Annotated in this window: 19 protein-coding genes, 1 tRNA gene and 2 pseudogenes; 15 read left to right on the top strand and 7 right to left on the bottom strand. The window is 38.2% G+C overall.

The window, feature by feature from the left end; genetic code table 11:
• The first annotated feature begins 9 nt into the window (after positions 1 to 9).
• Positions 10 to 1,254 carry an McrC family protein gene (locus tag H8S65_RS03690; RefSeq protein WP_222616233.1) on the top strand — a complete coding sequence of 415 codons (1,245 nt, stop codon included), beginning with the start codon at positions 10 to 12 and terminating at the stop codon, positions 1,252 to 1,254.
• An 823-nt stretch (positions 1,255 to 2,077) separates the two neighbouring features.
• On the opposite strand, the gene H8S65_RS03685 is transcribed toward H8S65_RS03690, so the two are convergent.
• The 3 genes and pseudogenes from H8S65_RS03685 to H8S65_RS03675 form a co-directional block, all read right to left on the bottom strand.
• Positions 2,078 to 8,158: an NACHT domain-containing protein gene (locus tag H8S65_RS03685; RefSeq protein ID WP_186928601.1), complete on the bottom strand. Its 6,081-nt coding sequence runs from the start codon at positions 8,156 to 8,158 to the stop codon at positions 2,078 to 2,080.
• A 422-nt stretch (positions 8,159 to 8,580) separates the two neighbouring features.
• Positions 8,581 to 9,546: a DUF5712 family protein gene (locus tag H8S65_RS20910; RefSeq protein ID WP_255489019.1), complete on the bottom strand. Its 966-nt coding sequence runs from the start codon at positions 9,544 to 9,546 to the stop codon at positions 8,581 to 8,583.
• Between the two features lie 353 nt (positions 9,547 to 9,899).
• Positions 9,900 to 10,223, bottom strand: a pseudogene (locus tag H8S65_RS03675) (site-specific integrase); the annotation flags it as partial.
• 243 nt (positions 10,224 to 10,466) lie between these two features.
• Here H8S65_RS03675 and H8S65_RS03670 point away from each other — a divergent pair.
• The 10 genes from H8S65_RS03670 to H8S65_RS03625 all read left to right on the top strand — a co-directional run bounded on the left by H8S65_RS03670 (position 10,467) and on the right by H8S65_RS03625 (position 16,658).
• Entirely contained in the window at positions 10,467 to 11,309 is an 843-nt protein-coding gene (locus tag H8S65_RS03670; protein ID WP_122296722.1) for an AraC family transcriptional regulator, read from the top strand.
• Positions 11,310 to 11,316: 7 nt separating this feature from the next.
• Positions 11,317 to 11,592 carry a zinc ribbon domain-containing protein gene (locus tag H8S65_RS03665; protein ID WP_028728931.1) on the top strand — a complete coding sequence of 92 codons (276 nt, stop codon included), beginning with the start codon at positions 11,317 to 11,319 and terminating at the stop codon, positions 11,590 to 11,592.
• A 7-nt stretch (positions 11,593 to 11,599) separates the two neighbouring features.
• Positions 11,600 to 12,469, top strand: a complete 870-nt coding sequence (locus H8S65_RS03660; RefSeq protein ID WP_122296720.1) for an SPL family radical SAM protein — start codon at positions 11,600 to 11,602, stop codon at positions 12,467 to 12,469.
• A gap of 3 nt (positions 12,470 to 12,472) precedes the next feature.
• Positions 12,473 to 13,243, top strand: a complete 771-nt coding sequence (locus tag H8S65_RS03655) for a GNAT family N-acetyltransferase (RefSeq protein WP_122296719.1) — start codon at positions 12,473 to 12,475, stop codon at positions 13,241 to 13,243.
• A gap of 70 nt (positions 13,244 to 13,313) precedes the next feature.
• Positions 13,314 to 13,541, top strand: a complete 228-nt coding sequence (locus H8S65_RS03650; protein ID WP_122296718.1) for a hypothetical protein — start codon at positions 13,314 to 13,316, stop codon at positions 13,539 to 13,541.
• Positions 13,498 to 13,965 (top strand): hypothetical protein, encoded by a 468-nt coding sequence (locus H8S65_RS21000; protein ID WP_230391785.1) that lies wholly within the window; start codon positions 13,498 to 13,500, stop codon positions 13,963 to 13,965. Before H8S65_RS03650 ends, H8S65_RS21000 begins: the two co-directional genes overlap by 44 nt.
• A 147-nt stretch (positions 13,966 to 14,112) precedes the next feature.
• Entirely contained in the window at positions 14,113 to 14,463 is a 351-nt protein-coding gene (locus H8S65_RS03640; RefSeq protein WP_122296716.1) for a helix-turn-helix domain-containing protein, read from the top strand.
• Positions 14,464 to 14,717: 254 nt separating this feature from the next.
• Entirely contained in the window at positions 14,718 to 15,302 is a 585-nt protein-coding gene (locus H8S65_RS03635) for a BfmA/BtgA family mobilization protein (protein WP_122296715.1), read from the top strand.
• A gap of 4 nt (positions 15,303 to 15,306) precedes the next feature.
• On the top strand, positions 15,307 to 16,248 hold the full coding sequence (locus tag H8S65_RS03630; protein WP_122296714.1) for a DUF5712 family protein: 942 nt from the start codon (positions 15,307 to 15,309) through the stop codon (positions 16,246 to 16,248).
• Positions 16,245 to 16,658, top strand: coding sequence for a GNAT family N-acetyltransferase (locus tag H8S65_RS03625; RefSeq protein ID WP_122296713.1), 414 nt, complete (start codon positions 16,245 to 16,247; stop codon positions 16,656 to 16,658). The genes H8S65_RS03630 and H8S65_RS03625 overlap by 4 nt, the downstream gene beginning before the upstream one ends.
• 198 nt (positions 16,659 to 16,856) lie before the next feature.
• Here the strand turns inward: H8S65_RS03625 and H8S65_RS03620 are convergent, their stop codons facing one another.
• From H8S65_RS03620 to H8S65_RS03605, 4 genes and pseudogenes are all read right to left on the bottom strand, one after another.
• Entirely contained in the window at positions 16,857 to 18,098 is a 1,242-nt protein-coding gene (locus tag H8S65_RS03620; protein ID WP_186928600.1) for a site-specific integrase, read from the bottom strand.
• A 13-nt stretch (positions 18,099 to 18,111) separates the two neighbouring features.
• Complete coding sequence (locus H8S65_RS03615; protein WP_186928599.1) at positions 18,112 to 19,356, bottom strand: site-specific integrase; 1,245 nt, start codon at positions 19,354 to 19,356, stop codon at positions 18,112 to 18,114.
• A gap of 273 nt (positions 19,357 to 19,629) precedes the next feature.
• A pseudogene (locus tag H8S65_RS03610) lies at positions 19,630 to 20,406 on the bottom strand (phage integrase SAM-like domain and Arm DNA-binding domain-containing protein); the annotation flags it as partial.
• 274 nt (positions 20,407 to 20,680) lie between these two features.
• Positions 20,681 to 20,753, bottom strand: a tRNA-Lys gene (locus H8S65_RS03605).
• 206 nt (positions 20,754 to 20,959) lie between these two features.
• Here H8S65_RS03605 and H8S65_RS03600 point away from each other — a divergent pair.
• From H8S65_RS03600 to H8S65_RS03585, 4 genes are all read left to right on the top strand, one after another.
• Positions 20,960 to 22,243: an MFS transporter gene (locus H8S65_RS03600; RefSeq protein WP_186928598.1), complete on the top strand. Its 1,284-nt coding sequence runs from the start codon at positions 20,960 to 20,962 to the stop codon at positions 22,241 to 22,243.
• 101 nt (positions 22,244 to 22,344) lie between these two features.
• On the top strand, positions 22,345 to 24,033 hold the full coding sequence (gene ettA / locus H8S65_RS03595; protein WP_186928597.1) for an energy-dependent translational throttle protein EttA: 1,689 nt from the start codon (positions 22,345 to 22,347) through the stop codon (positions 24,031 to 24,033).
• Between the two features lie 24 nt (positions 24,034 to 24,057).
• On the top strand, positions 24,058 to 24,711 hold the full coding sequence (locus tag H8S65_RS03590; RefSeq protein ID WP_186928596.1) for a 3-keto-disaccharide hydrolase: 654 nt from the start codon (positions 24,058 to 24,060) through the stop codon (positions 24,709 to 24,711).
• A gap of 187 nt (positions 24,712 to 24,898) precedes the next feature.
• Positions 24,899 to 26,563: an AMP-binding protein gene (locus H8S65_RS03585; RefSeq protein ID WP_186928595.1), complete on the top strand. Its 1,665-nt coding sequence runs from the start codon at positions 24,899 to 24,901 to the stop codon at positions 26,561 to 26,563.
• The last annotated feature ends 38 nt before the right edge of the window (positions 26,564 to 26,601 follow it).

The following is a 26,601-nucleotide window of genomic DNA, read 5'->3' as shown; positions in this document are numbered from 1 at the left end:
TTGAAAAAGGTGGATGGACATATTACTGTTTTTGAACATGAAACCCTGCGTTCTGATCGGGGAGAAAAACGACTTTCTCAAAAGCAATTAGGTGTTTTACAGACATTCTATGGCGAAGATGGAGTTCCCTATTACTCATTAGTGCATCATGGAGTCAAATTCAATGAATATGTAGGTGTTATTCAGATTGGTAAAACCATAATAGAAGTTTTGCCAAAAGCAGATAAGAGCGGAGATGAAAATACTTGGCGGAATGTCTTGATATCTATGCTACGCGCAGTGGGTGTTATTGATATCCATGCACCCAGTAGTTCCGATTTGCAATTACGTGCCAATTCTGTACTCGATTTATACTTTGAATTATTCGTTAAGGAGTTAGAATATCTTTTACACAGAGGATTAGTAAAAAAGTATCGTAAAACGGAGGGGAATCTCTCTATATTGAAGGGAACCATACATTTTGCTAAGCATATTAATCAGAATATAGTTCATCAAGAGCGTTTCTATGTCAAACATTATACTTATGATAAGCAACATGATATCCACGCTATTCTTTATAAGACATTAAAACTCCTGAAAAACATACATACCCATACTGAGCTTAATAGCCGTATAGGAACACTGCTTTTAGATTTCCCGGAACTATACGATGTTAAGGTAACCAAGACCCTTTTTGAACGAATTTCACTAGATCGTAAGACCGAGCCATATAGAAAAGCTTTGGAAATTTCTCGTTTATTATTATTGAATTATCATCCGGATGTGCGCAAAGGTGATGATAACGTATTGGCTTTGATGTTTGACATGAATGCACTTTGGGAGCAATTTGTATATGTTAGTATAAGAAAATTCAAAGATAAAGAGACAACGATTGCAGCTCAAAGTATCAAAAATTTCTGGAAACCGAATACAGGCCATCGGTCAAGAATCAGACCGGATATTGTGCTAAATAAAGGGACTGAGAAGTGCGTGGTATTAGATACTAAATGGAAGAACTTAAACGGTCATAATCCGGTGCATGAAGATCTCAGGCAGATGTTTGTATATATGAAATATTTTGGTGCCAAAAAGGTTGCATTAGTTTATCCCGGAATAGACTGCAGCTATAGAACCGGTAAGTACTATGAATATGACACCTATAATCCTAACGAATTGAGTGAGAATGAGTGTGGGGTGATTTCCATTGGAGTAGATGTCAATGTGAAGAGGTGGCAAATGATGATCTCTGATAGCATAAATAAATTACTCGAATAATTAACGACTAAACCGAATTAACAAATTATAAAGGGGATAATCCTTTATATCTAACCACAAAAGGGAGAATATATGCTTGAGATTTCCTCACTCCCCCTTTGCCCTGAGTTATTTGATAGCATTGCACCGCAAAGCACAGAAAGAAGAACGGTCGCCAAACCGTTACCCAACTTCTCTCGAATTCAGCATAATCTCTAATTCAAAAGAAATTAAAGTCAGATTATTTCTTTTCAGGTAAAACAATACGCTGAATACACTCTTTTCATTTTTCACTGTCTCACTTTTTTAGATTACAAAACAAATTCTAATCACTGAAAATGAAACAAATAGAACATAAACAAATCACACCAAAAGTAAGCCATTTTCCAACAACCGTACCCCCCCTATTTGGAAACTAAAGTATGTCTTTTCGTACCCCTTTTTTGTCTTTCAAGCAAGACTGAAACAATAAAAAAAGTCCCACAATACGTTGATATTGTAGGACTTATCTCTTTTTTTGTCGCCGTTTGGCTTTGTTCTTATGTGATCCGCCTGGGATTCTCCTGTCGGAGTTACCATGCTGATATTTAAAACTTTATATTTTTAGTTTCAAGCATATCCCATGAATTATCCCACTAATTTGCTACGTGCTTTTGCAGTAGTTTGCTCATGGAGAATACTAATAGCAAGGATAAGACTTTTCTTTAAGTCTACAAAATTATCAATATGCATTAACTACTATCAGAAAGTAAATATTTTGCATCTTACTACTAACAAATAATTATCTATATTCTTTATTGGGAAATCTCCACCGCTTCATATAGAATAGTGATGTGTGGCGTAATTATATACTTATAACATTAAATATTTTGTTCTCATGTTTCACAGATTCATCATACTTGGATCGTGTCAACTTCTTTTGTATAAACAAGTTTTTTTCAACTAATTTAATTTGATCCAATCCCTCCTTTGAAACAATGACAAACCAACCTTCTCCAACTTCTCCATCTTTGCGTGGATCCATATGAATGTTTCCATTTGACCAATAAATAGACTCTGCCATTAAGCTTCCTTTGGAATTTTTCCATGCAAATAATTTATTTGATTCTGGCTCCCATCCTAAATATCTGGCTAAGACGGGGTTTATAGCAATCCATCTTGATTTTAATTCGAATTGATTAAATCGATGATCTCTAATAACTACAATGAAATGTCCTCCACCTCTCAAATAATGGTAATCCTTACTCAACTGATGAAAAACAGCACCAAAAATGTAGTGGTTTTCTTCATCCAATTTATCGCTAACAGCAATTTGTGACATGTATTCTTCTGTAGGTGCCCCCCAATCTAGATTCTTGATCATTGTATATTCTGCTATAATCTTGAAATCTTTTCCGTAATCCAATAAAGGTTCAGCTAATCTAGATGATTCAGCAATCCTATCCAACCAATCATTATTTACACCTCCAAATTCTTTTTCTTCAATTCTTGGGATAAATGAAGGCTTAACAGTCTCACCAAAAAGGGGGACTGTATAATCATGTGACCTGAAAGCACCTCGAATTCTTATATCATCAATAATGCCGGAGTCTATTAACTCATTAACAACACACATAATAGCTCTTTGTGCCGCAATAACTCTTGGTCTTGGATAAGAATACTTTAAGTTAACTTCTTCTAAATGGTATCTTAGCTTCTTTTCATAATCAACAGTCCATTCTTCTTTATTTCCAATTTGTTTCATAATAGAACAAGTCCTATAGATTAAATTAGATTCATCGATGCCAGATTCTTGATATAAAATATTTATGTAGTATTCAAAGGGCCTGATTAGGTCTAGTGGGTCATTAATGTCAATATCCGGAAAATATGGATCAATTGGCTTATTGAAATCTGGCTTTTTAGTTTCAGGAATATGCAAAGAATATATTTGAGGTAAATCAATTATTGGAGGAATAGGGATTTCTTCTCCTTTTATTGCAAGAATCTGACTTGCATTATCTCTCAATTGATAGTCTTTTGATATTGCAAATTCTTTAATTCGAGGAAGAAGATCATTAACCTTTATCGATTTTAACTCAAACAATGCCATTATAACATCCATAGATAGGTAATCATCTAGCTTTTTTTCTATTAATTGATTAAAAGCGTAGCTATTTCCCTGATCAATGTATTTTGCGAATAATATAGTCGACTGTTCTTTTACGATGACCACAGGGGATTTTAACAAATACATCAAATAGTCCACCAAAGTCTCTATTATAGGCTGATTAATAGATGAAAGCACTGGCAAATCTTCTGTTGGATTACTATTGGCCATTACCCTTTGCAAATAACCAAAAATTTCAAACCAAATTTCTTCCTCATTATACGTTTTGACTAATAAGGGAATTATTTCATCAAGATGAGTGATATATGTACTAGGATAATTTGTACTTGCAATATCATGAGAAAAAACTTCAAATGCTTTTTCTGAAGACAGCTCTGAATTTATCCTTCTCAAAGCATTAAAAGCTGTTATTCTAGTTCCGCCATCCATATATTTAATCCATCCAGACTCACTTGATGATTCAAGACTTTTATTGGCTAATTTCTCTGCTAATTCAACATCACCTTTCTCAAAAGCAGCTATACTTAGCTTGGCATAAAAATCGGACTCTCTCCGTCTTATTTGGGATATATTAGCAATCTCTTCAATTTGGGAAGTGGAAAGTAGAGGGGTTATATTCTCCAATACATTTGACCAATTGAAATACGATCTCACATCTTCATCTTGAACAAAATTTTTCAAATCGTCATAATTTACACTCCGTTTCAATACTTCACTTTCATGAAGGCTTTCATTATTTGTTTTTAATTCTAAAATATTAGATGACTCTGACGATCCGGTTCTTTCTTTTTTTTCTGGTATTCGAAAGTCCGGAAGATAATTTTCTATTTTCATTCCAGATGACAAGAAAAAATTATTGATTTCAGAAAGTAAATAATGTCGATTAATTTCATACGCCTTAATATTAATAGCGGAAATAATTCCCAATACCTGATTCACGAAAAACTTTCTTTCTAATATTTTATGCCCTTTTGATAAAATAGTCTGAAGTAAAGACAAGTCTGTTGATTCTGATAAAAGCAAGTATAAATGCGTGTACAGTTGAACAATACTAACAAACTCATCTTGACTTTTAGTTCGTTCAACAAAGAATTTTATAAAAAGGGACATAGCTTCATTGAAATCAATCAAATTATGTTCCAACTGCCAAGCGGTTTGTTCAAAACCATCATTATGATTATGTTCATATGCTACTTCCAATAATTCTTCGGATGCATCCCAATAAGCTTTTCCCTCTGTGGTTTCTTTTATATGGTTTAAATGAGATAAAAACCATTTAATTCTTTTTGTTGCGTCTTCTGGATTTTTCAGAATGGTTATTTTAAGCCATTTAATCCATGAACTAAATTGATAATCTTTGCTATAACCTATTCCTATAGATTCTTGAATTGCTTGTTTGAGCCATTTTTCACCTTCAATGAACTTTCCTATTTTGAGCCATGCATTTGAATGTGCTAAACATTCATTGATACGCCCATCAATATCGTGACCAACAAACATAGATTCTTCCAATTTTATCAATTGTTTTTGTGCTATTTCTTGATTAAAACCATTTTCTAAAAGCGATACTATGATTTTCCTTTTTAAACTGGATCCCCAATATTTTGGAGAATTCTCAAATTCCTGAAACAGATAGTTTCCTAAATTTTCTAGGCATTGGGGACTAAACTTAGAAACGGCATAAATAAGGTAGTCAAAATAGGATCCTTTAGACTCTTTGAGTTTATACCAATATCTATTTCTATGAGAAATTTCTTTATAATAAAATCTAACTATGGGAAAAACCCGTTTTGTAATATCTTTAGTTAAAGCCACTGGTGTTTGAAGAATTCCATCTGTTAAAATTTGAGTTGTAAGACATAACATTCTTTCAAATTCAACTAAAATTTCTTCGTCACTTCCTCTTTTTACTGATGGAACCGCTGTTGTAATAGAAATTCCATTGCCACATAGATTCTGCAATTTATTGAGCTTTATAAGAGGCAAAAAGGGATCTAATGAATCTTTATAATCTAAATCAACTTGTTCAGCATTAGGAGAGATATTAACACCTTCTATCCAATCACCTGTTTCATCAATATCTTGAGTGACTTTATATATCAACTCCGCAATATATATTTTACCTATCGGGGTTACCTTATCTTTCGGAAAATATGTTCTTAATAAAGACAAATATTCTGTTGCACGACTACTATCTGCTAAATCTAAGCATTGTTCAATAGCATATTGGAGAATCTGAAACAATGTATCTCTTTCTTTTGGTGTAGAAGTATCTATTCTTTTTAAAATCAACTCGAAGTCATGCCACTTATTTTGATCTGCTAAACTATAAGCAAGATGAGTAAGAAGTATTAAAGATAAATCAGACTCTTTTTCATCACACCTATTTTTAACTACACGTTCAGAGAATTTTATATTTTCAACCTTGGAAAGAATGCTTTCAGTTGTTTCAAAATATGGCGCAGTATAAACCCACTCTTCTAATGCATCTTTTGTTTCATCATATCTGTGCATTTCATCATCTATTGTAATACCAGTGTCAGTTACAATTTCTGGATATGCTAAATTGAATAAGGCAGTTCCTTCAGATCTATACCCGTTTTCAATAAACAAACGAGATGCTTTAAGTGCATATGCTTCATTACAATGGAGAATATTTCCTGTTCTCAAATAACCACTCGCTATTTCAAATTTATTTAGAATTAGTAATTCTTCTGTAAGCGAAGCAGGATCGATATTGAACAATCTTTTTTCAATTTCTGCCAGTGATAATAAATATCGAACAAGGATATTGAGATTTTTAGTCTGCCTAGCAATTTCAATGCCTAATTTACAATCTTTTTTTATTTCATCTGCCGGCCTGAAATTCAATAATTGTTCTGTAAAACTATCAGGTGTAACTTCCAAAATAAATTCTTCATATTTCTGTGCCTGATATAAGTGAAAATTCTGCTTCCATGGTTTTTCAATACTTGATTTCTTGTAAAATTCGGCAAGTTGACTATGGTAGTCTTGGTTTCTTTTAGAATCAAAATCATTTATCAAATAATCAAAAGATGTCTGGTATAAAAGAAACTGCCTGAATGAGTTGTGGAAAAATGTCAAATTTTTATTATTTTCATTAAACAGAATTCTTGCTTTTTCATTAAATGCTTTATGAACGTCATATTCAAATCCCCATTCTTTGACGAAATGAAGGCTTATAATTCCATTGATTCTTGCAATTAGACCCAATAATTGCACTAATTTCGTATCTTGTTGAATTGGCGACCAGATTTTTTTGTAATAATTATCAATATTCCCTTCTATTGCATCAAATAATTCAATTGTTTGGTCAATAGAATTAGATTTGATGACCTTTTCAACTAAATAAGACAAATACAGAGGATGTCCTTGTGATTTCTCAAAGATTTTTAGTTTTTGTGAATTTGCAAGTTGAACAGAAGTGTCAAAAGTGTCAAGATATTTATATACTTCTTCTTTCTTGAGAGGATCTATTGCAATAGTCCTGTTTTCTCTTTGGAATTCACCTTTAACCTCCTGTGGGAGGTCTTCAAGCTCATAAGTTTGGCTGCCTAAGACAATAAAAACGCCTTCTGGTAGAGATGATGGCAAAGGAAGCTCTCTTAAAAAACTGTTTGTTACTGATTTGTACTCTCTAGGCACATGGTCTAAACCATCAATAATAATTATAGTAGGCTGTCCATTTCTAAGGTAATCTTCTCCTATAGCCTTGAGTTGTTCTGCAAATACTTCTTTCAGAAAAACAATATCCTTATAAGGTAGAACCTCCCTTTTATAAATACCAGCATCTTTCAATTGAAAAACGAGGTCAAAAAATAGATAGGTAGCATTTCCTCTTTCATAAAAGTTTAAATGTGAAGATGGATTTACGAAATCAAATGCATAATACTTCACAACTCGCAGCTTCAAGCCTTTTGACCATTGGTTCAATAATGTAGATTTACCAGAACCAGGCCCCCCAACTAAGAACAAATATCCATTTTTATGCTCGGTTAATTTAGTATTTAACAGATCAATTGTTGACTGTATTGGCTGATATTTTTGTCTATCAACAATTAACTCATGGTTAAAACTAGTTCTAAATCTGTCAGTCCATCCTAATTTTTGAATAATTTCCTGACGGCTAAACTCTACCACTCTATTAGGATTGGCTACCTGTTCAACTATGAACCTACTGATTTGCTGAAGATCTTCTTTTTCCTTAGAATATTTAATATTATCAACGCTAAACTTCTTCTGTTTGTAGTTCGGTTGAAAATCAAAACAATAAATAAATTCATGAAATTCAGAATCGTTCAAGGTTGATACTTTTTTTAGATTATCAATTATAGGATTCCACCTTTCATCAATTGTTTGTTTTGATTTGAGTTTCTTCCATACTTCGGAAATGAAGTCATAAAATGAACCAATCTTTGTTTCGTTTTCTTTTATGTTATCATGAGATGATGCTGACTTATTTGTAATTAGGTGGGGGGTAATCTTTTTTGTCGGATTATCCGTCTTTAAAGTCTTCCAACTTGAAGCAATCAGAGGAAATAATTCTATAAAGTTTGCAAATGATATGTTTGCTTCGTCAATAGTCCATTTTACTTGATAAGCATGAATTTCAGAATGAGTGGAGTATTGGATATCATCTAACTTCCCCGCTTTATGATCTGCTATTCTAATCCATTCAAGTTCTCGATTAATCAAGTTTAAATAGACAAACCATGCAAATTCATCAAATTGAGGCAAATAACCTCCTATTGCAGCTCTTTCGCCACGGGCAGGGACTTTATTCTCTTCTCTCATTTCCTGTATAATGCTATAATCTAAAACATTTTTTCTTATTAAACAATAGAAAAACTGCAGCGAATGGCTGTCACTGCAATTATCTTATGAAGTACAAAGATAGTGATTTTATACAAGGGCCATATATTTACCTAATACAATTTACTTATAATGCACTGAATAATAGACAATACAGACACAACACAATGCATAAACGGTTCGCATATATTTTTGTTTACAAAATTCTTTTAGACAATTTTTCTTTTATATCTGTTAAACACCTCTTTCGTATAGGGAATAAATAGGACTACACTTTTGCGAGAAATACACTCTAAAGAGTAGATGTAGAGATTTTCTGTAAAACTCATAGTTTTTGGTGTTAACGCTTTATTACTGAGATGTATATTTGTTTATATGTTTTATGGGATGTAAAATAGAATATTTCAACTTAGTCCTAGTTTTCGCTTCTTTTTTTTCTTGTGTCTCAGTTGCTGTTGTTTATCCCTTGGATTAAAGTCAGTTACAGATGGGAGTATCGGAAACAAAAAAGACAAAGCGTCTCTATCGCTTGATTGATTTACTGAATTATTGGTGGATTGGTTTACTGATATACTGAATTGCTGTTGTATTGAAATATTTGAGGTTGTTTTTACATTTTCATTTGTTTGCACATCAATAGTCTTTCTACCAACAATTTTTTGTTCTTGTAATTCAAGTTGTTCAAGTATAGAACCGTTCTTCATCGTGTTGTGATAGTTGAATGATTCTGTTTGTTGGCGATTGTAGTCGAATACTTTATCAAATCCCTGTTCTACTTGCAGGAATAGATTCTTTCTATCAAAACCACCTTTAATCGTTCCTTTCTTAGTATTCTTGTGGTTGGTTAGCGGTGACAACTTCTTTTTATTGGCTTGGTCTTTCCGGCTCACTATTAAATGACAGTGCATATTCAGTTCATTATCGGAACGGTTACGGTCAAAATGGATTTTACAGTAAAACTTTATATCCGAAGCGGATAGTCCTTTGTTGAAGTTCTTGGCATATTTAGGAATAAATACCTCACGAATATACCGTTTCATAGCTTTGGCTTGTTCCTGCTCACTGGATGAAGAAGCCCACAAGTTATCAATTATTTCGGGTGAAAGTTGTTTTATTGTATGCAACATAGCTCTGCTTTGGTCTCCACAATCTTCTTGGCTAATTGAATATCCATTTTTCCATAAAGTTAAATCCAATTTCCTGATTTTACTAAAAGCGGCAAATGCAGCAATTAAAGCAGATGAGGAACAAGCTGCGTAAACATTTGCTATTAAACTATTTTCTTCAAATGCAGTTAGTACACCTTGTGTAAATGCATTTTTATAACCACCTGATGTACAAGAAATCGCAAGATTAGTTATATTTTTCATAAGACTGTATATTTGTTTTCAACTAATAGTGTTTCTTTAGCAAATATCCAACACTGTGTATTATTGATAAAGAAATATTATGCAAAAATATGCGCTAAAAAGAAGATAAGTCTTGATTTGAATCAAGACTTATCTTCTAAAGTGACTTTTTATGTATGTTGTGCTTCAAGAGTATATGCGATGCCTGTTTTATATATACCCAACAGTTGTATATTATAAAAGGAAAGTCTATCTTTGTAATGTGTTTTTTGAGATGATGTAATTTGAAGCAGACAAAGGTAGGCTACACGTTGCTAAACCGTTACCCTTTTCAAAAATGACTTTCATAATAATCTGTATTACAGTTAAATAAGTCATAATATAATAGTAGTTGCAAACGTGTGCCTTGCAAGGTGAAATGTCATATTTTTATCAATACCGCACACGATGGCAATTTCTTTCAAATAATCATTTGTCTTTTGATTGCTGATAACAGGCAACAACATACCATTTTTTAATTTCCCCTCGTATTTATTTAGGATAGCTTTAGGAATATCCAGCAAACGGATATTCGATGTTACTTTTGTTTTGTGCCGCTTCTTTATAATCCACAAATTATCGTCAAATGCCACACGTATATTGTCACGGGTTAGTTCGCATATGTCAATATATGAAAGTCCGGTGAAGCAGTAGAATATTTTAGTTTTATCTATTGATAAATAGATATTTAGAAGAAAAAGAAAGAACAATGGGTAACGATATAGAAACGAGCGAACTTCTTTAGTCTGCTGTGTTTTTCCATTGCTTCAAATAACTTTCTCACAAAAGTACGATTATTTTCTAATATATTTTCTCCTTTGGGAATAAAATATTAATTTGGCGAGATTGGACAACATTTGCTCATAGCAAAATGAGTAATTTTGTTGCAAATAACAGAAGCAATGAGAAATAGTACTGAAAACATATATCAGCAAAAGGTTAATCAGGTTATTGATTATATCAGTGCAAATCTGCATTTGCCTTTACAGTTGGATGTCATTGCCGATAAAATAAACGTATCTCAAAGGCAATTACTTCGTATTATGCGTTCTGCCCTAAATGAATCATTATATACTTATGTGGCAAGGCAACGTATTGAACGGGCTGTACTATATATGCAAACCGAAGAAATGAGCTTGACAACATTGTCATCAATGGTAGGATATGATAATCCACAGTCTTTTTCAAAAGCATTTAAGAAACAGTTTGGTATATCTCCTAAAGCATACATTAATGAGTTACAATCTCGATTAGAGGGCTACGTACAAAGTAGTGGAAATAGAAGTAGTCTTCAAGCCGAAATATGCTATTTTGAAGGATTGGAGTTGGTCTATATTCGCATATTTGGAAAGTATGGTGAAGCAGAGCCTTATGAAATAGCATGGAATAAATTGATGCTGTTTTTAAAAGACAATCAAGCCTTAACACTTGAAACTCGTTTTATCGGATTGAGTTTTGATGACCCAAACGTAACTAACTATAACCAATGCCGATTTTATGCTTGTGCATCGGTGAAAAAAAAGATTGTTCCAACTGGAGAGTTTGGAACAATTCGGTTGCAACAAGGTAAGTATGCGGTTTACACGTTAAAGGGGAGTTGTTCAGGGCTACAAGAGTTATATAACAATATTAGTGTGAATTTTGAACACACCATACGGCATGGGATGGCTTTTGAAGAATATATTAGTTATAGAACTGAAAATAGCAAAGAAAACATTACAAAAATTTATATGCCAATAAAATAGAACATTTATGGAGAACAAGTATTGCCAAAGTTGCGGAATGCCGCTACAAAATCAGGACGAGTTAGGAACAAACTCTGATGGAAGCAGAAATGAGGAATATTGCTGCTATTGTTTTAAGGACGGAGCATTTACGATGGATTGCACAATGGAGCAAATGATAGAGCATTGTGCGCAATTTGTAGATGAGTTTAACAAAGATTCTGAGGTAGTTTATACTAAAGAGGACGCTATTACAAATATGAAAATTTACTTTCCAACACTTAAACGTTGGAAAGTACAATAAAAAGATTATGCGATATATTGAAACAAAATCAATTCTATCGAAACTAAGGGAACAAGATACTTGGTTTGGCATTACTTACAACATGAATTTGTATAGGGGATGCCAACACGGGTGTATCTATTGTGATACACGAAGCGAATGTTACAGAGTTGGAGATATATCGCAAATATTAGTTAAGCAAAACGCTTTAGAATTACTGACAAAGGAATTACAAAGTAAACGTAAAAACAGAGCTACCATAGGTACAGGTTCTATGAATGACCCATATATGCCAATGGAAAGAGAACTGCAATTAACCCGGAATGCTCTACAAATTATTGCTTCATATAAATTCCCAGTCCATATAATAACCAAAAGTAATTTAGTAGAGCGTGATATAGATATTTTGCAGGAAATATCAAAAACGTATGCAGCCGTAAGTTTTACAATAACCAGTGCAACAGATTCGCTTGCAAAAAAAATTGAACCTAATGCACCACCCACATCGGAGCGTTATAATGCGATGAAAGTGTTAGCAGGCAAAGGTGTTTATACAGGAGTTACATTAATGCCTATATTACCTTTTATCAATGATACAATAGAAAATATAGAAACAATAATCAGACAAGCAAAGGATTCGGGTGTATCTTATATACTACCTATGTTTGGTGTGACACTCCGAAAAGGGTCACGAGAATATTTCTATATGGCATTAGACAATCAGTTCCCCACAATAAAAGCTAAATATCAATCAGCATTTGGTGAACGATATGATTGTTACAGTTACGATTATAAGAAACTGTCAGATGTATTCTATAACCTATGTATCAAATTGGGGATAGAAACTAAAATGAGATTTTACGAGCCTAAAATATATGAACAACCATCATTATTCTAAGTCATGGAAACAAAATACATTACACTTACAAAAGAAAATATAGATACAGAACATATCTGCTGTGCATTTTCCGATAAAAAATGTTTAAAAGGCTATGAAATGAAAAAAGCATGGCTAAAAAAAGAGTTTGATAATGGATATATTTTCAGACGATTAGATGCACGAGCAAAAGTTTTTATAGAATATGTCCCTGCTGAAAAGGCTTGGATTCCGGTTGATGCTTCCAATTATTTGATGATAAATTGCTTTTGGGTATCAGGACAATATAAGGGAAATGGGCACGCTAAAGCATTGCTTCAATCCGCTATTGAGGATGCAAAAACACAAGGTAAAAATGGTTTGGTTACGGTTGTTGGAACAAAAAAGTTTCACTTTATGAGTGATACAAAATGGTTACTTAAACAAGGATTCAATATTATTGAAAATTTGCCAAACGGATTTTCACTCTTAGGGCTGAAATTCGATAATAATGCACCGCCGCCATCTTTTAAGGAATGTGTAAAGAGTGGAGAGTGTGAAGAAAAGAATGGACTGGTTGTATATTACACAAATCGTTGTCCTTTTACAGATTACTATGTAAATGGTTCTCTCTGGGTGTTAGCACAAGAACATAATATTCCACTAAAAGTAATAAAGTTGGAAACAATGGAACAGGCACAAGCCGTACCTACTCCAGCCACTATATTTTCAGTTTTTTTTAATGGCAAATTTTTAACAACAGATATGAGCATATGCGTAGAATCCCGATTTACTAAGTTGTTGAAAATTGATTAAAAATAGATTCTCTATCAATTTGAAAAATGCATTTTTCATAATCAATTCATTTACTCTAAAAAGATTGCTTATGAATGATTTATTACAAACGAGGATATTTGGACTATTGTCTGAAACCTCACAGAAAGTAACTAACCAAGAAATGCAAAATGCCTATGGTGAATTTGTCGAACAAATAAGAATTGTGGGGGATGGAGAGGATTATTCAACTACTTACCGGATTCTTGTAGCTACCCGTATTGAGATAGCTTCACTTGAAACAGCATCTCTTTACGGGCAGGGGGAAAAATGCGCTTAAAAAGCGGTTCTTACAAAAGACACTGGCGATTATTAACGCAGAACAGGAACTACTAAATTTCAAAATCACACATCCCAAATCGTTTCCTTCGGCAACTCCATTGACATTTGAATCACCTTTATCGGTTATACCTAAGTTTCCTAATCTCGGAATCATGGGTATGACCGAAATTCTTTCAGCCCTGATGCTGTTGGGTGGCATCACCGACAACACAGGCAAGCATCCAACTATCATTGCTTTTTCGGATGTCTTTGAACAGGCTTTCGGATTTAGTTTTAACGGTATCTATGACCGTCAAAACGAACTATTCAAACGCAAATCATGTAATCTCACCAAAACATTGGATGCTTTAAAAGCCGTCCTTATTAAAGAATATAAGAAACGACAAGCGGAAGTACTGAAAAATAAAGATGAAAAAAGATGATTTTGCAACAGGTTGATAAATAATAATTTGCATTTATAATATAGAGGGGTCAATACCGGACTCCTCTATTTTTATTTCCTTATTCTTCCGTCCTTTGCTTCATCAATCGATTGGAAAACTTAATGTTCAACTAAAAAATGAAGCAAAATGTATATAGACAACGAAAACTTCGACAAGTGGATGGAACGACTATCTAAAAAACTCTCTGAAATCGGGCAAGACCTGAAATCGCTTATCAATACTGACAAGGTATTGGACGAAAATGATAAGATACTCGACAATCAGGATTTAGCTTTCCTGCTAAAAGTATCTTTCCGAACCCTGCAACGGTATCGGGTAAGTGGCAAACTCCCTTATTTCACGATAAGCCATAAGACCTATTACCGTGCAGCAGACATCCGGACATTTATTCAAGAAAATGCCGAAAGTAAGACCTATGAACGGTTCAAAAAGGAAAACCAACTCGATAAGCAAACCACTGCAAAACAAGACGGGTAATGTTACCGCCTGATGATGTGCCACCGCTCCCCATTTAGCAGAAACCGCCTCGCCTTGTGGCTCGGCTCGTTTCGCTAAATGAAGCAAGAGGGAACTGGACTTTGTCCTGTTCTCCCTCTTGCCCTGCGGGGCAAAGCCTTCGGCTTTAAGAGGTTACATTCGTAACCGTTTATAACAGTGATTATAAGTCGAAAACGTATTTCGCTTATAATCAACTGAATGAATATCACTTTCTTTATAAAAAAGTTATAATCATGGATAAGACCAATAATATACCCACACTTACCACCATCGGAATAGACCGACTAACGAGTAAGTTAATAGATAAGCTCTGTAAACGCTATTCGATGAAAAAAGGGGAAATAGTCCGGTTGGCATTTGTCTATATTGATAAAGCCTGTATCAACCCATCGGAATCACCGGAATCCGTAAAATCGGAACTGGCGAAAATTAACAAACGGCAGGACGATATTATCCGCTTCATCCGACACTACGAGGAGGAACAACTGAATCCCATGATACGAACCGCTAATTCTATTGCAGTTCGGTTTGATACCATTGGCAAGACATTGGAAACACTTATTCTTTCGTGGCTGGAATCCAGTCAGGGGAAACAAACAGCCGTACTACAAAAAGTAAGTGAGCAATTTGGCAAACATGCCGATATAATCAACCAACAAGGGAAGCAACTAAACGCACTCTATCAAATACACCAACGGGATTACAAGAAGCTACTTCAACTGATACAACTCTATTCGGAACTGTCCGCTTGTGGAGTAATGGATAGCAAACGGAAAGAGAACTTAAAAGCGGAAATCATTAATCTGATAAACACATAGAACCATGCACATAGATTTTGCCCCACCATCAAGCGGAACATACAACAATGCAGGAAGTAGCCGCCAATTAGCTTCATATATGGAGCATGAAGATTTGGAACGGATGGAAAAGGGTATCTATACCGATGGCTTTTTCAACCTGACGGATGATAATATCTACAAATCAAAGGTTATTAAGGATATAGATAATAATATCGGGCAACTGTTGAAAACGGATGCAAAGTTTTTTGCCATCCATGTCAGCCCATCGGAAAGTGAACTTCGGGCAATGGGGAATACTGAACAAGAGAAAGCCGAAGCAATGAAACGGTATATTCGGGAAGTCTTTATTCCTGAATACGCCAAGAACTTCAACAAAGGACTATCCGAAGCGGATATAAAGTTTTACGGGAAGATACATTTTGACCGTAGCCGTTCCGATAACGAACTGAATATGCACTGCCATTTGATTGTGAGCCGGAAAGACCAAGCTAATAAAAAGAAGCTATCTCCACTAACCAACCACAAGAACACCAAGAACGGAGTTATCAAAGGTGGTTTTGACCGTGTGAACCTGTTCCAACAGGCAGAGCAAGGATTTGATAAACTGTTCGGCTATAACCGCCAATTATCAGAATCCTTTGAGTATGCCAATACCATGAAGAACGGTTCTATTTCCGAACAGATTGAATTACAGGAACAAGATTTGAAAGAACCAAAACAACATTTTACTGGCGAAAATAAAAAAGAAGTATTCCAATCCGGTGAAAAAGAAAACATGATTTCTTGCAATATTGATAGCAAGCGAAATGAGTATCATTCTTTTAATCAGGGAGATAATAAGAGCGGCGATTCTCTGTTATCTATCTTTTCATTGGGAGATGGCAGCAGCTACGATGCAACATTAGCGGAAGAATTACAGGCACAGAAACGTAAGAAGAAAAAGAAGAAAGGAATAAGAAGATGATTGAATACGAAGAACTACGAGCCGACATAGACCGCTATCTGATGGAACGGTTCAAGTATCGAAAATCACTCGTTTGCCTGACGGTGGATAATATAATTGCCACCCGGAGAAACAGCCGGGTAGATTTGTATTTGCGTATCAGGAGGATTGAAAGTCGTTTTCCACCTGATTGCCTGATTATCGCCCGATTGGGTTTCATTAAAGAGCGGATAGGACATGGAACACACTTTCTTAGGTTCTTGACCGAAGTAGCCCGGAAATATGGTTTCAATTATATCGGCATTGAGTGTGCCAACATCAAAAGCAGTGCATTTGCCAAGAAGTTAGGCTTTTATTCCATAGATGGCGAAAATTACGCAATAGCGATAACCAATCTAATATCTTATTTTCAATGGAATAATCTTAGTTAATCCTTTCTTTCTCTGAACACAAAGGTATATTCCAAGAATAAAACGGCAACACCGAGCCGCAAGCGGTTTTTGTAAATTTCTTCCTTTTTCGTCCCGAAAAAGAGTAAATTTACAAAAAGTGTTGCCTTATTTATTCTTTCCATATAGTGAACGTGTATCAGAGAAAAAAAGGAAAAAATATATTGGTTTGGGAGTTGCTTATTCTGCCAGTTCATATTTACCCTCAATCCGTTCCGCAAGGTTAGTCATATCCTCATTGATTTTGGTACGGGTAACTTCCGCATAGATTTGAGTAGTCTTTATTGAAAGGTGTCCCATCATTTGGCTAAGGCTTTCTATTGGAACACCTTGCGTCAGGCAGACGGTCGTAGCAAACGAGAAACGACTCATATGGAACGTCAGCCGTTTGTCTATATCGGCAGCCTTAGCAATACGTTTCAGTTGCCAGTTCATAGAAACATGGTGCTGTAATTTGAAAACTTTCCCATCTGTTCCGGCAAACTCCGTATTTCTGTATCTTTCAAGAATACGTTTAGGAATATCCAACAGTGGGATATACGAAGTTGTTCCGGTCTTTTGCCTGTCAAGAATAATCCATTGGCTACCGTCTTCCATTTCCTGAATATTGGAATGTTTCAGATTTCGTAAATCAATGATTGAAATTCCTGTAAAGGTCGAAAAAATAAACATATCACGGGTAAAACGCCATGTGGCAAGTTTGAGCTTGGCTTGCATCATTCGTTGTATCTCGTCATTAGAGAGCCACGGACGTTTAGGAATTACCCGTTCAGGGACAAAATCAAAGAACGGGTTCTGACGTAGAACTCCTTTATTACAAGCCCTTACAACAACTTGACGAAATGGATTCATATTAGTTTTAACTGTTCGGGGTGTCATTTTCAAATCAATTTTCAGATAATGGAAATAGCTCTCTACAAATGGAGTATCAATCTTTCCAAAAGGCAAATCGGAAAGATTATACCTTTCTTGGAGGAACTCTTTCATGTGTCGGTAGGCATTGGTATATACCGGAAATGTACCTTCAGTTATCCGTATTCCGATACTTTTCCGTTTTTCATCGAGTAGTTCGGCAAATTCCTGCATCAAGGTATTACGGTTTACACCGATACCACGTAACGCATTTTTAAGAGCTTCGGCAGTAACGTAACCATTGTTATTCACCATATTGTTATAATGGGAAGATATTTCTTTATGAAGCTTTTCTATTTGCTTATTGATAGATATTAATTCCTTAGATTGTCCCTTTGCAGCCCCTATTTGATTATCCCAATTGTCGGGCATTATTTCCAATCCGGTGCTGAATGTGGTGTTCTTACCATCCACAGTGATACGCCCGACTATCGGGCAAGCTCCTGATTTCTTGGTTTTACTGGTGTTCGGGTAGAATAATATAGCGAAAGTACTTCTATTTGTTTTCATTGTTATATGGAATTTATTGTTCGACATAAGTGTATTTATCGGAGATACGGAGAGATAGCAATTTCATATCATTGCCTATCTTCTCATTATTGACACGTGCGTAGCGTTGGGTAGTCTGAATATTCTTGTGCCCCATCATCCGGCTGACACTTTCAATGGGTACGCCTTGCGAAAGGCATAATTCGGAAGCGAAAACATGCCGCCCGACATGGAAGCTTAGTTTGGTTGTGATATTGCAGAGTTTAGCGATAATTTTCAGTGCATAATTAATACGTCCCGGTCCTAACATGGGAAATACGTTTTCTCCTTTTGCCAGTCCTTTGTATTTCTCTATAATCTGTACGGGTATATCCAGCAATTTAACATTAAATGGTATTCCGGTTTTTTGTCTGTCGGTGGAAATCCACAGACTACCATCTTCTTCGGTAATAATTTCTTTCCAAGTAAGTTGTTTCAGGTCAATGTAAGGAAGCCCCGTAAAGGCTGCGAATACGAACATATCACGGATAAAGCATTGGCTTTTGGATTCTATCGGAGTGGATATAAGCCTTTGAAACTCTTCTTTTGTGAGTGAGCGTATTTTGAAATCGGGCTTCTTCAACTTGTAGCCAAAGAAAGGAGGATTGATAATCAATTTCCGATGCAGGGCGATACGCACGACTTTGAAAAGCACCAACATAGTACCGGAAACTGTTTCATCCGTCATTTTTCTTTCCACTCTTAAATGAAAATCGAACGCTTCGATAAAGGTCAGGTCTAACTGGTTCAGGGGTATATCTTGAACATTATACTTGACTTTCAGAAAACGTTTGACTTGTTTTCTGATGGTAACATATTTGTGGTAAGTGGCTTGGGAACGGTCTATTCCGATGCGTGTTTGGAAATCCTGCATCATTTCATCAAAGAGAGTAAGCAGTGTTTTTTGTGCGGTCGCAATCCCTTGAAATGCGTTCTTAACTTCTTGGGCTGTAACTGTTCCGGTTCGCTCTAAAATAGCCCTGTAATGCGTGTGTATGGAGAGATTAATTTTATTAATCTCTCTGTTGAGTTCAACGGCTACACGACTTTTTCCGGTAGCCCGACCGGATTTAACACTCCAAAGCCGTTCTTCGATTTTCAGTTTGGAACTGAATTGGGCGATAGAGTTGCCAATAATGATTTTTCCGATAACCGGATAAACGGCATCGGGGTTTACTTCTGTTCTTTCTGTACTTCCTTCCCGTTTGAGGTAAAAGGACACTTTCAGTTCGTTGTTCATAACGCTCACATTTTAAGTTCGTAAAATTACTTTCTCTGTGAGTTATTTGAACAATGTAACAAGCAGACAAACAGTGTTATAACCAGACGTTCAAGGTCATTGGTTTGCTGTGTTTTTCTCTAATCTCAATGGGTAACGATTTAGAAACGGAAAGTTTGCTTAAATCTGCTTTTTCCTGCTATTTCACTATCGGACACCCAAAGACACTAAAAGACGTACATTTCTATATTTCAATCAATTACATCGCTTTTCTCTTTCTTGCTTCTACTGTAATAAGTCGGTGAAGCAGCTAAAAATGAATATATCCCGTACCTGTTCCAATCGCTTTGAAGCAAAATCTTTATTGCATATCCTGCTAATCTCGTCTTTATCAAGATACCCTCTTTCTATATACTCGAATTTCAGTTTGTAATTGGCGAATGGGTCGGCTGTAATCAATCCCGTGCCCTGTGCGAAGTTTACGACTGTGCGGAAACGCTGGATGAACTTCATAGCCGTGTTGGGTGAACAGTCGTGGTTCTTTATTATATAAAGGTAGAAATTCTCAATAAATACTTTGTTGATTTGGCGTATTGGCAAATCTGATACACGAAATTCATCTTTCATGTATTCGATTAAACGCTCTTTGGTGAGTTCGTAACGGGTGTATGTTTTCTGTGTAGCTTCTCCGGCGGCAACCTTTTTCTTGTATTGTTCGTTGTGCTGAACAAAAAAGGAAATAATGGTATTGGCTTCTTCCTCTCTGCCTAAAAGTGCATTTTTTACGCTTTCGGGTGTAACATAGCTATCCCGCATTAATTGATTGTGGAAGTGAGAACGGATATTTGCTTTGATGTCGTCCAACATGGAATTAAGCCTTTGTATCTCCATTGATTTACCTATGGCTCTGCCGGATTTCCAGTTAGTTTCTAATACTTCTAACTTGGTATTGAATTGGGTTTGTTTGCCGTTTATTGTGATACGGGCATGAATGGGTACTAAACCATTCTTTTTCATCTTGTCTTTTTTCAGGTAAAACAATACGCTGAATGTACTCTTTTCATTTTTCATACTCTCACTTTTTTTAGATTGCAAAACTAATTCTAATCACTGAAAATGAGATAAATAGAGTATAGACAAATCACGCCAAAAGTAAGCCATTTTCCGACAATCGTACCCCCTAATCGTTTTTTGGGGCAGGGGGTACGATTTGGATACTCAACAGTGTCTTTTCGTGACCCTTTTCTGTCTTTCAGGCAAGACTAAAACATAAAAAAAAGTCCCACAATACGTTGATATTGTAGGACTTGTCTAATTTTTGTCGCCGTTTGGCTTTGTTCCTATGTGATCCGCCTGGGGTTCGAACCCAGGACCCCATCCTTAAAAGGGATGTGCTCTACCTGCTGAGCTAGCGAATCATCCTGTGCGTTACTTCTGTAATGCGGGTGCAAAGATATGTGATTAATTTTTATCATGCAAGTGTTGAGCGCATTTTTATTTACTTTCCATTAAGAGAAAATATTCGCCAAACTAAATTATGGCTGAAAATCAACATTTTTTCAAAAAAGCAACTTTTCAAGGTGAAGGGTTGTTTTCATCAATAACATAACCAAATTTATTTCACATGAACCAAAATAATATTCGAACAAAGGTGGTGAACGCGTTTGCTGTGTTTACGGTAATGCTGATACTCTATTTTATCGTGGGACTTTTTACCGTAATCAATCAGCAGTTCCAGATACCGCTACAGACGGCCATGCTTCCCCACGATGGTAATATAACGAATGCATTAGTAACGATGTTGAATTTCTCCTGGTTCCTTGCCTATCCCCTATCTGAAGGATTCGGGACGCGATGGTTGGAAAAATATGGATACCGGAAAACTTCCTTTCTCGCCCTGCTCATACTCGTCACCGGACTGGCCATCTATGAAGCGGCTGTGCTTTTCCATATTTACACACCAGTACGGATCTCCATACTCGGAAACCAGATTTCTCTCGGATTCTTTATTTTCCTGATCGGATCTTTTGTGATCGGGATGGCAGCGACAGTACTACAAGTCGTGCTCAACCTATATCTGGCCGTCTGCCAAATCGGAAAAACGACAGCTTTGCAACGGCAAATGATCGGAGGAACAAGCAATTCGATCGGTATGGCTGTTGCACCGCTTGTCATCAGCTATCTGATTTTTTACGGAACACCTTTACACGATATCCGGACAGAACAGTTTGTCGTTCCGCTCATCATATTGATTCTACTTATGTTAGTTATCATATTTTTTGTTAACAGAACACAAATGCCCTCCATCGATAACATCCGGCAAGGACCGGGAGAAACACTTGAAAAAAGTGTGTGGTCCTTCAGACATCTTAAATTAGGCGTATGGGGAATCTTCTTTTATGTCGGCATCGAGGTTGCAGTCGGGGCCAATATCAATATGTATGCATCCGAATTGGGTGGAACGTTTGCCACCAATGCCACGCACATGGCGGCCTTATATTGGGGGTTGCTCCTACTGGGACGCTTTTTAGGCTCTTTTATCAAAAAAGTACCTTCCGAAAAACAATTAGTGATTGCCTCCATAGGAGCAATTGCGTTGTTGATATTCGCCATGATCGCAGCTAATCCTTGGGTATTAACGGGAATCGGCTTCTTCCACTCCATCATGTGGCCGGCAATTTTCACACTGGCAATCGACAAACTCGGAAAATATACGACCAAAGCATCCGGCGTTTTGACCATGGGCGTCGTCGGTGGAGGGATCATTCCTTTCCTGCAGGGGATTTTCGCCGATCTGCTGGACGGGAACTGGCGCTGGACATGGTTGTTGGTCATTGCCGGGGAAGTATATATATTGTATTATGGGATAAATGGATATAAATTAAAAACTAAGGGGCAGGAAGGATAAAAATACACGCTATTTTCATCCGACATATATAAACTATGAAGATATTTATGTAAGTTTGTCCACGAAGAAAAATGATCATATAAATACATATAATTTGAAACATGGCAGACGACAAGAAAATTATTTTCTCGATGGTAGGCGTGAGTAAAGTCTTTCCGCCTCAAAAACAAGTATTAAAAAATATTTACCTGTCCTTTTTCTATGGAGCTAAGATCGGGATCATCGGTTTGAACGGTTCCGGTAAATCTACATTGCTGAAAATTATTGCCGGTGTCGAAAAAGAATACCAGGGAGAAGTGGTTTTCTCACCCGGATATTCCGTCGGATATCTGGAGCAAGATCCGAAACTGGAACCGGGCAAGACGGTAAAGGAAATCGTTCAGGAAGGTGTACAGGATATCGTGGACACCCTCAAGGAATATGAAGAAGTAAACGAAAAATTCGGCGATCCCGAAGTGCTCGAAGATCCGGACAAGATGGACGCACTGATCAACCGACAGGCCGAATTGCAAGATAAGATAGATGCAACCGACGCATGGAACCTCGACAGCCGCCTGGAAAGGGCGATGGATGCCCTGCGCTGTCCGCCTGAAGACCAGGTGGTCGATACGCTGTCGGGAGGCGAACGCCGCCGTGTGGCTCTCTGCCGCTTGTTGTTGCAGCAGCCGGATGTCTTGTTGCTGGACGAACCGACCAACCACTTGGATGCCGAGTCGATCGACTGGCTGGAGCAACATTTGCAACAATATGCGGGCACGGTTATCTGCATCACACACGACCGTTACTTCCTCGACCATGTGGCCGGATGGATTCTGGAACTGGACCGCGGAGAAGGTATTCCCTGGAAAGGAAACTACTCTTCATGGCTGGATCAAAAGACCAAACGTATGGCACAGGAGGAAAAGCAGGTTAGTAAACGCCGTAAGACATTGGAGCGCGAGCTGGAATGGATCAATATGGCCCCGAAAGCCCGTCAGGCCAAAGGCAAGGCTCGCCTGAATTCGTACGAAGCCCTTTTGAACGAAGACCAGAAAGAACGGGAAGCCAAACTGGAAATCTTTATCCCGAACGGCCCGCGCCTGGGTAACAAGGTGATCGAGGCCCAGCATGTAGCAAAGGCATTCGGCGACAAACTGCTGTTTGACGACCTGAACTTCATGTTGCCGCCAAACGGAATTGTCGGCGTGATCGGTCCGAACGGTGCAGGTAAGACCACGTTGTTCAAGATGATCATGGGAATGGAAAGCATCGACAAAGGCTCTTTCGAAGTGGGCGAAACGGTAAAGGTCGGCTATGCAGACCAGACACACAAAGATATCGATCCGAAGAAGACCGTTTATCAGGTCGTTTCCGGCGGACAAGAGTTCATCCGCGTAGGCGGCAAGGAAGTCAACTCCCGCGCCTACCTCTCCAAATTCAATTTTGCGGGAGCCGACCAGGAAAAACTTTGCGGTGTGCTCTCCGGTGGCGAACGGAACCGCCTGCATCTGGCCCTCACGCTGAAAGCGGAAGCAAATGTGTTGCTGCTCGACGAACCGACCAACGATATTGACGTGAATACGCTCCGGGCACTCGAAGAAGGGCTGGAAAACTTCGCCGGTTGTGCGGTTGTCGTTTCCCACGACCGTTGGTTCCTCGACCGTATCTGTACGCATATCCTTTCGTTCGAAGGGGATTCGAATGTCGTGTTCTACGAAGGTTCCTACTCGGAGTATGAAGAGTACAAGCGCAAACAGTTGGGCGACGTGGAACCGAAACGCGTCCGTTATCGTAAACTTATTGTTGATTAATCATATAAATAATTTTGTAAGACCATGAAAAAAAGAATGTTATCAATGGCAGTAGTGGCTGCCGCCTTTTTGTGTTCCGGTAGCGAAGCAAGTGCACAGAAAACAACCAAGTTGTTCAACGGGAAAGATCTTTCCGGCTGGAACTTCGTTGTCGACAAGAATTCCGTCCCAGCCGAACAGGTATATTCCGTAAAAGACGGCGTCATCAACATCACGGGACAGCCATTCGGATACATGTACACGAAAGAAAAATACGGAGATTATAAACTGCATGTAGAATACCGCTGGCCGAACGGCAAGGAAAAGGCGAACAGCGGCATCTTCCTGCTGATCGAAGACCCGAAAAACCCGTTCCCGAACGGTATCGAATGTAACCTGATGCTTGACAATGCCGGCGATTTCGTCCTGCTTGGCGGTTCGGACCTGGCCGAATACCAGGGTAAATCCGGACAGCCGCGTCCTGCCTTCCCGGTCGTACGCAAAAGCAACCCGGACAGCGAAAAACCTGCCGGTGAATGGAACGAAGCCAACATTTTCGTAAAAGACGGCGTCATCACGGTTTACATCAACGGAGTTTACCAGAACACCGGGACGAACAAAGTAAAAGAAGGTTACATCGGCTTGCAGAGCGAAGGCAAGGAAGTCCAGTTCCGCAACGTGACGGTCACCCCGTGGTAAACGGGCGCGGATTTATTCCCTCCGCATGAAACTTCTGTTCCATAGGCATGAAACTCTTGTTCCCTGCCTATGGAATTTTTGTTTCATGCCTATGAAACTGTACCATCATTCCGTAAAACATATCGTTTCTTTGCTATCTTTGCAACATTCTCACGGATATTCCGGTTCTTTTTAAAATTATATCACTATGGATAATCGTTTCTTGGGCCTTATAGAGAGAAGCATGAAGGAGCATTGGGACCTCCCCGCTTTCTCCGATTACAACGGACATACTTTTCATTTCAAAGACGTCGCACGGCGGATAGAGAAGTTCCACATCCTGCTGGAACATGCCGGTATCAAGAAAGGCGACAAAGTAGCCATCGTCGGGCGTAACTCCTCCAACTGGGCGATCTGCTTTTTCGGAATACTGGCTTACGGGGCTGTTGCCGTGCCGATCCTGCATGAGTTCAAACCCGACAATATCCATCATATCGTCAACCATTCGGGAGCGAAAGCCGTATTGGCAGGTTCCAGCAACTGGGAGAACCTGAACGAAAAGATGATGCCGGAAGTCAAGCTGTTCATGATGCTGGACAACTTCTCCATCATCGACTGCAAGAATAAGGAGGTACGTACCGTGCGCAACCGCATCAACGAATATTTCGGAAAAAAATACCCCCGCTCCTTCACCGCCAACGATGTGAAATATCATGTCGAAGACCCGGAGGAACTGGCTGTCCTGAACTATACGTCCGGCACGACCAGTTTCTCGAAAGGAGTGATGATCCCCTACCGTAGCCTGTGGAGCAACACGCAGTTTGCCTACGACCGGCTGCCGTTCATCCATCCGGGAGACAACATCGTCTGCATGTTGCCGATGGCACACATGTACGGATTGGCTTTCGAAGTGCTGAACTCCGTCAATAAAGGCTGCCACGTTCATTTCCTGACACGCACACCGAGTCCGAAAATCATTGCGGAGGCATTTGCGACGGTTCGCCCGGCGCTGATCCTTGCCGTACCGCTCATCATCGAGAAGATCATCAAGAACAAGGTTTTCCCCGAACTGGAAAAACCGTTGATCAAGCTGCTGCTGAAAGTACCGTACGTCGACCAGAAGGTACGCGAGAAGATCGCCCAAAAGTTGAATGCCTCTTTCGGCGGAAACTTCGGCGAAATCGTAATCGGCGGTGCGGCCATCAATAAAGAGGTGGAGACGTTCCTCAAATCCATCGACTTCCGCTATACGGTAGGCTATGGAATGACAGAATGCGGCCCGCTGGTTTCCTACGAGCAGTGGGACACGTTCAAGCAGGGTTCGGTAGGCCGTGTCGTCGACCGCATGGAAATCCGGATCGACTCGAACGATCCGGAGAACGAAGTAGGCGAAATCCTGGTTCGCGGCATGAACGTGATGTTGGGCTACTACAAGAATCCGGAGGCGACGAAGGCGGTGATGCTGCCCGACGGCTGGCTGCGGACAGGCGACTTGGGAACGCTCGACAAAGACGGTTTCCTCTACATCCGCGGACGAAGCAAGAGCATGATCCTAAGTTCCAACGGACAGAACATCTATCCGGAAGAAATCGAAGACCGCCTGAACAATATGTTGTACGTAGCGGAGTCGTTGATCATTTCGCAGGGAGGCAAACTGGTCGCCCTGATCTATCCGGACTGGGAACAAGTGGACAAGGCAGGCATCCAACATTCCGAGATCGAAGGGCTGATGCAGCAAAATATCGACCAGTTAAACACCGAAATGCCCGCCTACAGCAAAGTGTCCTGCTTCAAACTTTACCAGGAAGAATTCGAAAAGACACCGAAACGGAGTATTAAACGGTATTTATATCAACCCGCAGAGGAAAATTAAGTAAATAAAATCGTACCTTTGTTTTCTGTTAATTTACA

The sequence above is a fragment of the Parabacteroides hominis genome (genome assembly GCF_014287585.1).
Lineage (GTDB): Bacteria > Bacteroidota > Bacteroidia > Bacteroidales > Tannerellaceae > Parabacteroides > Parabacteroides hominis.
This window is presented reverse-complemented; position numbering and strand designations above follow the sequence as displayed.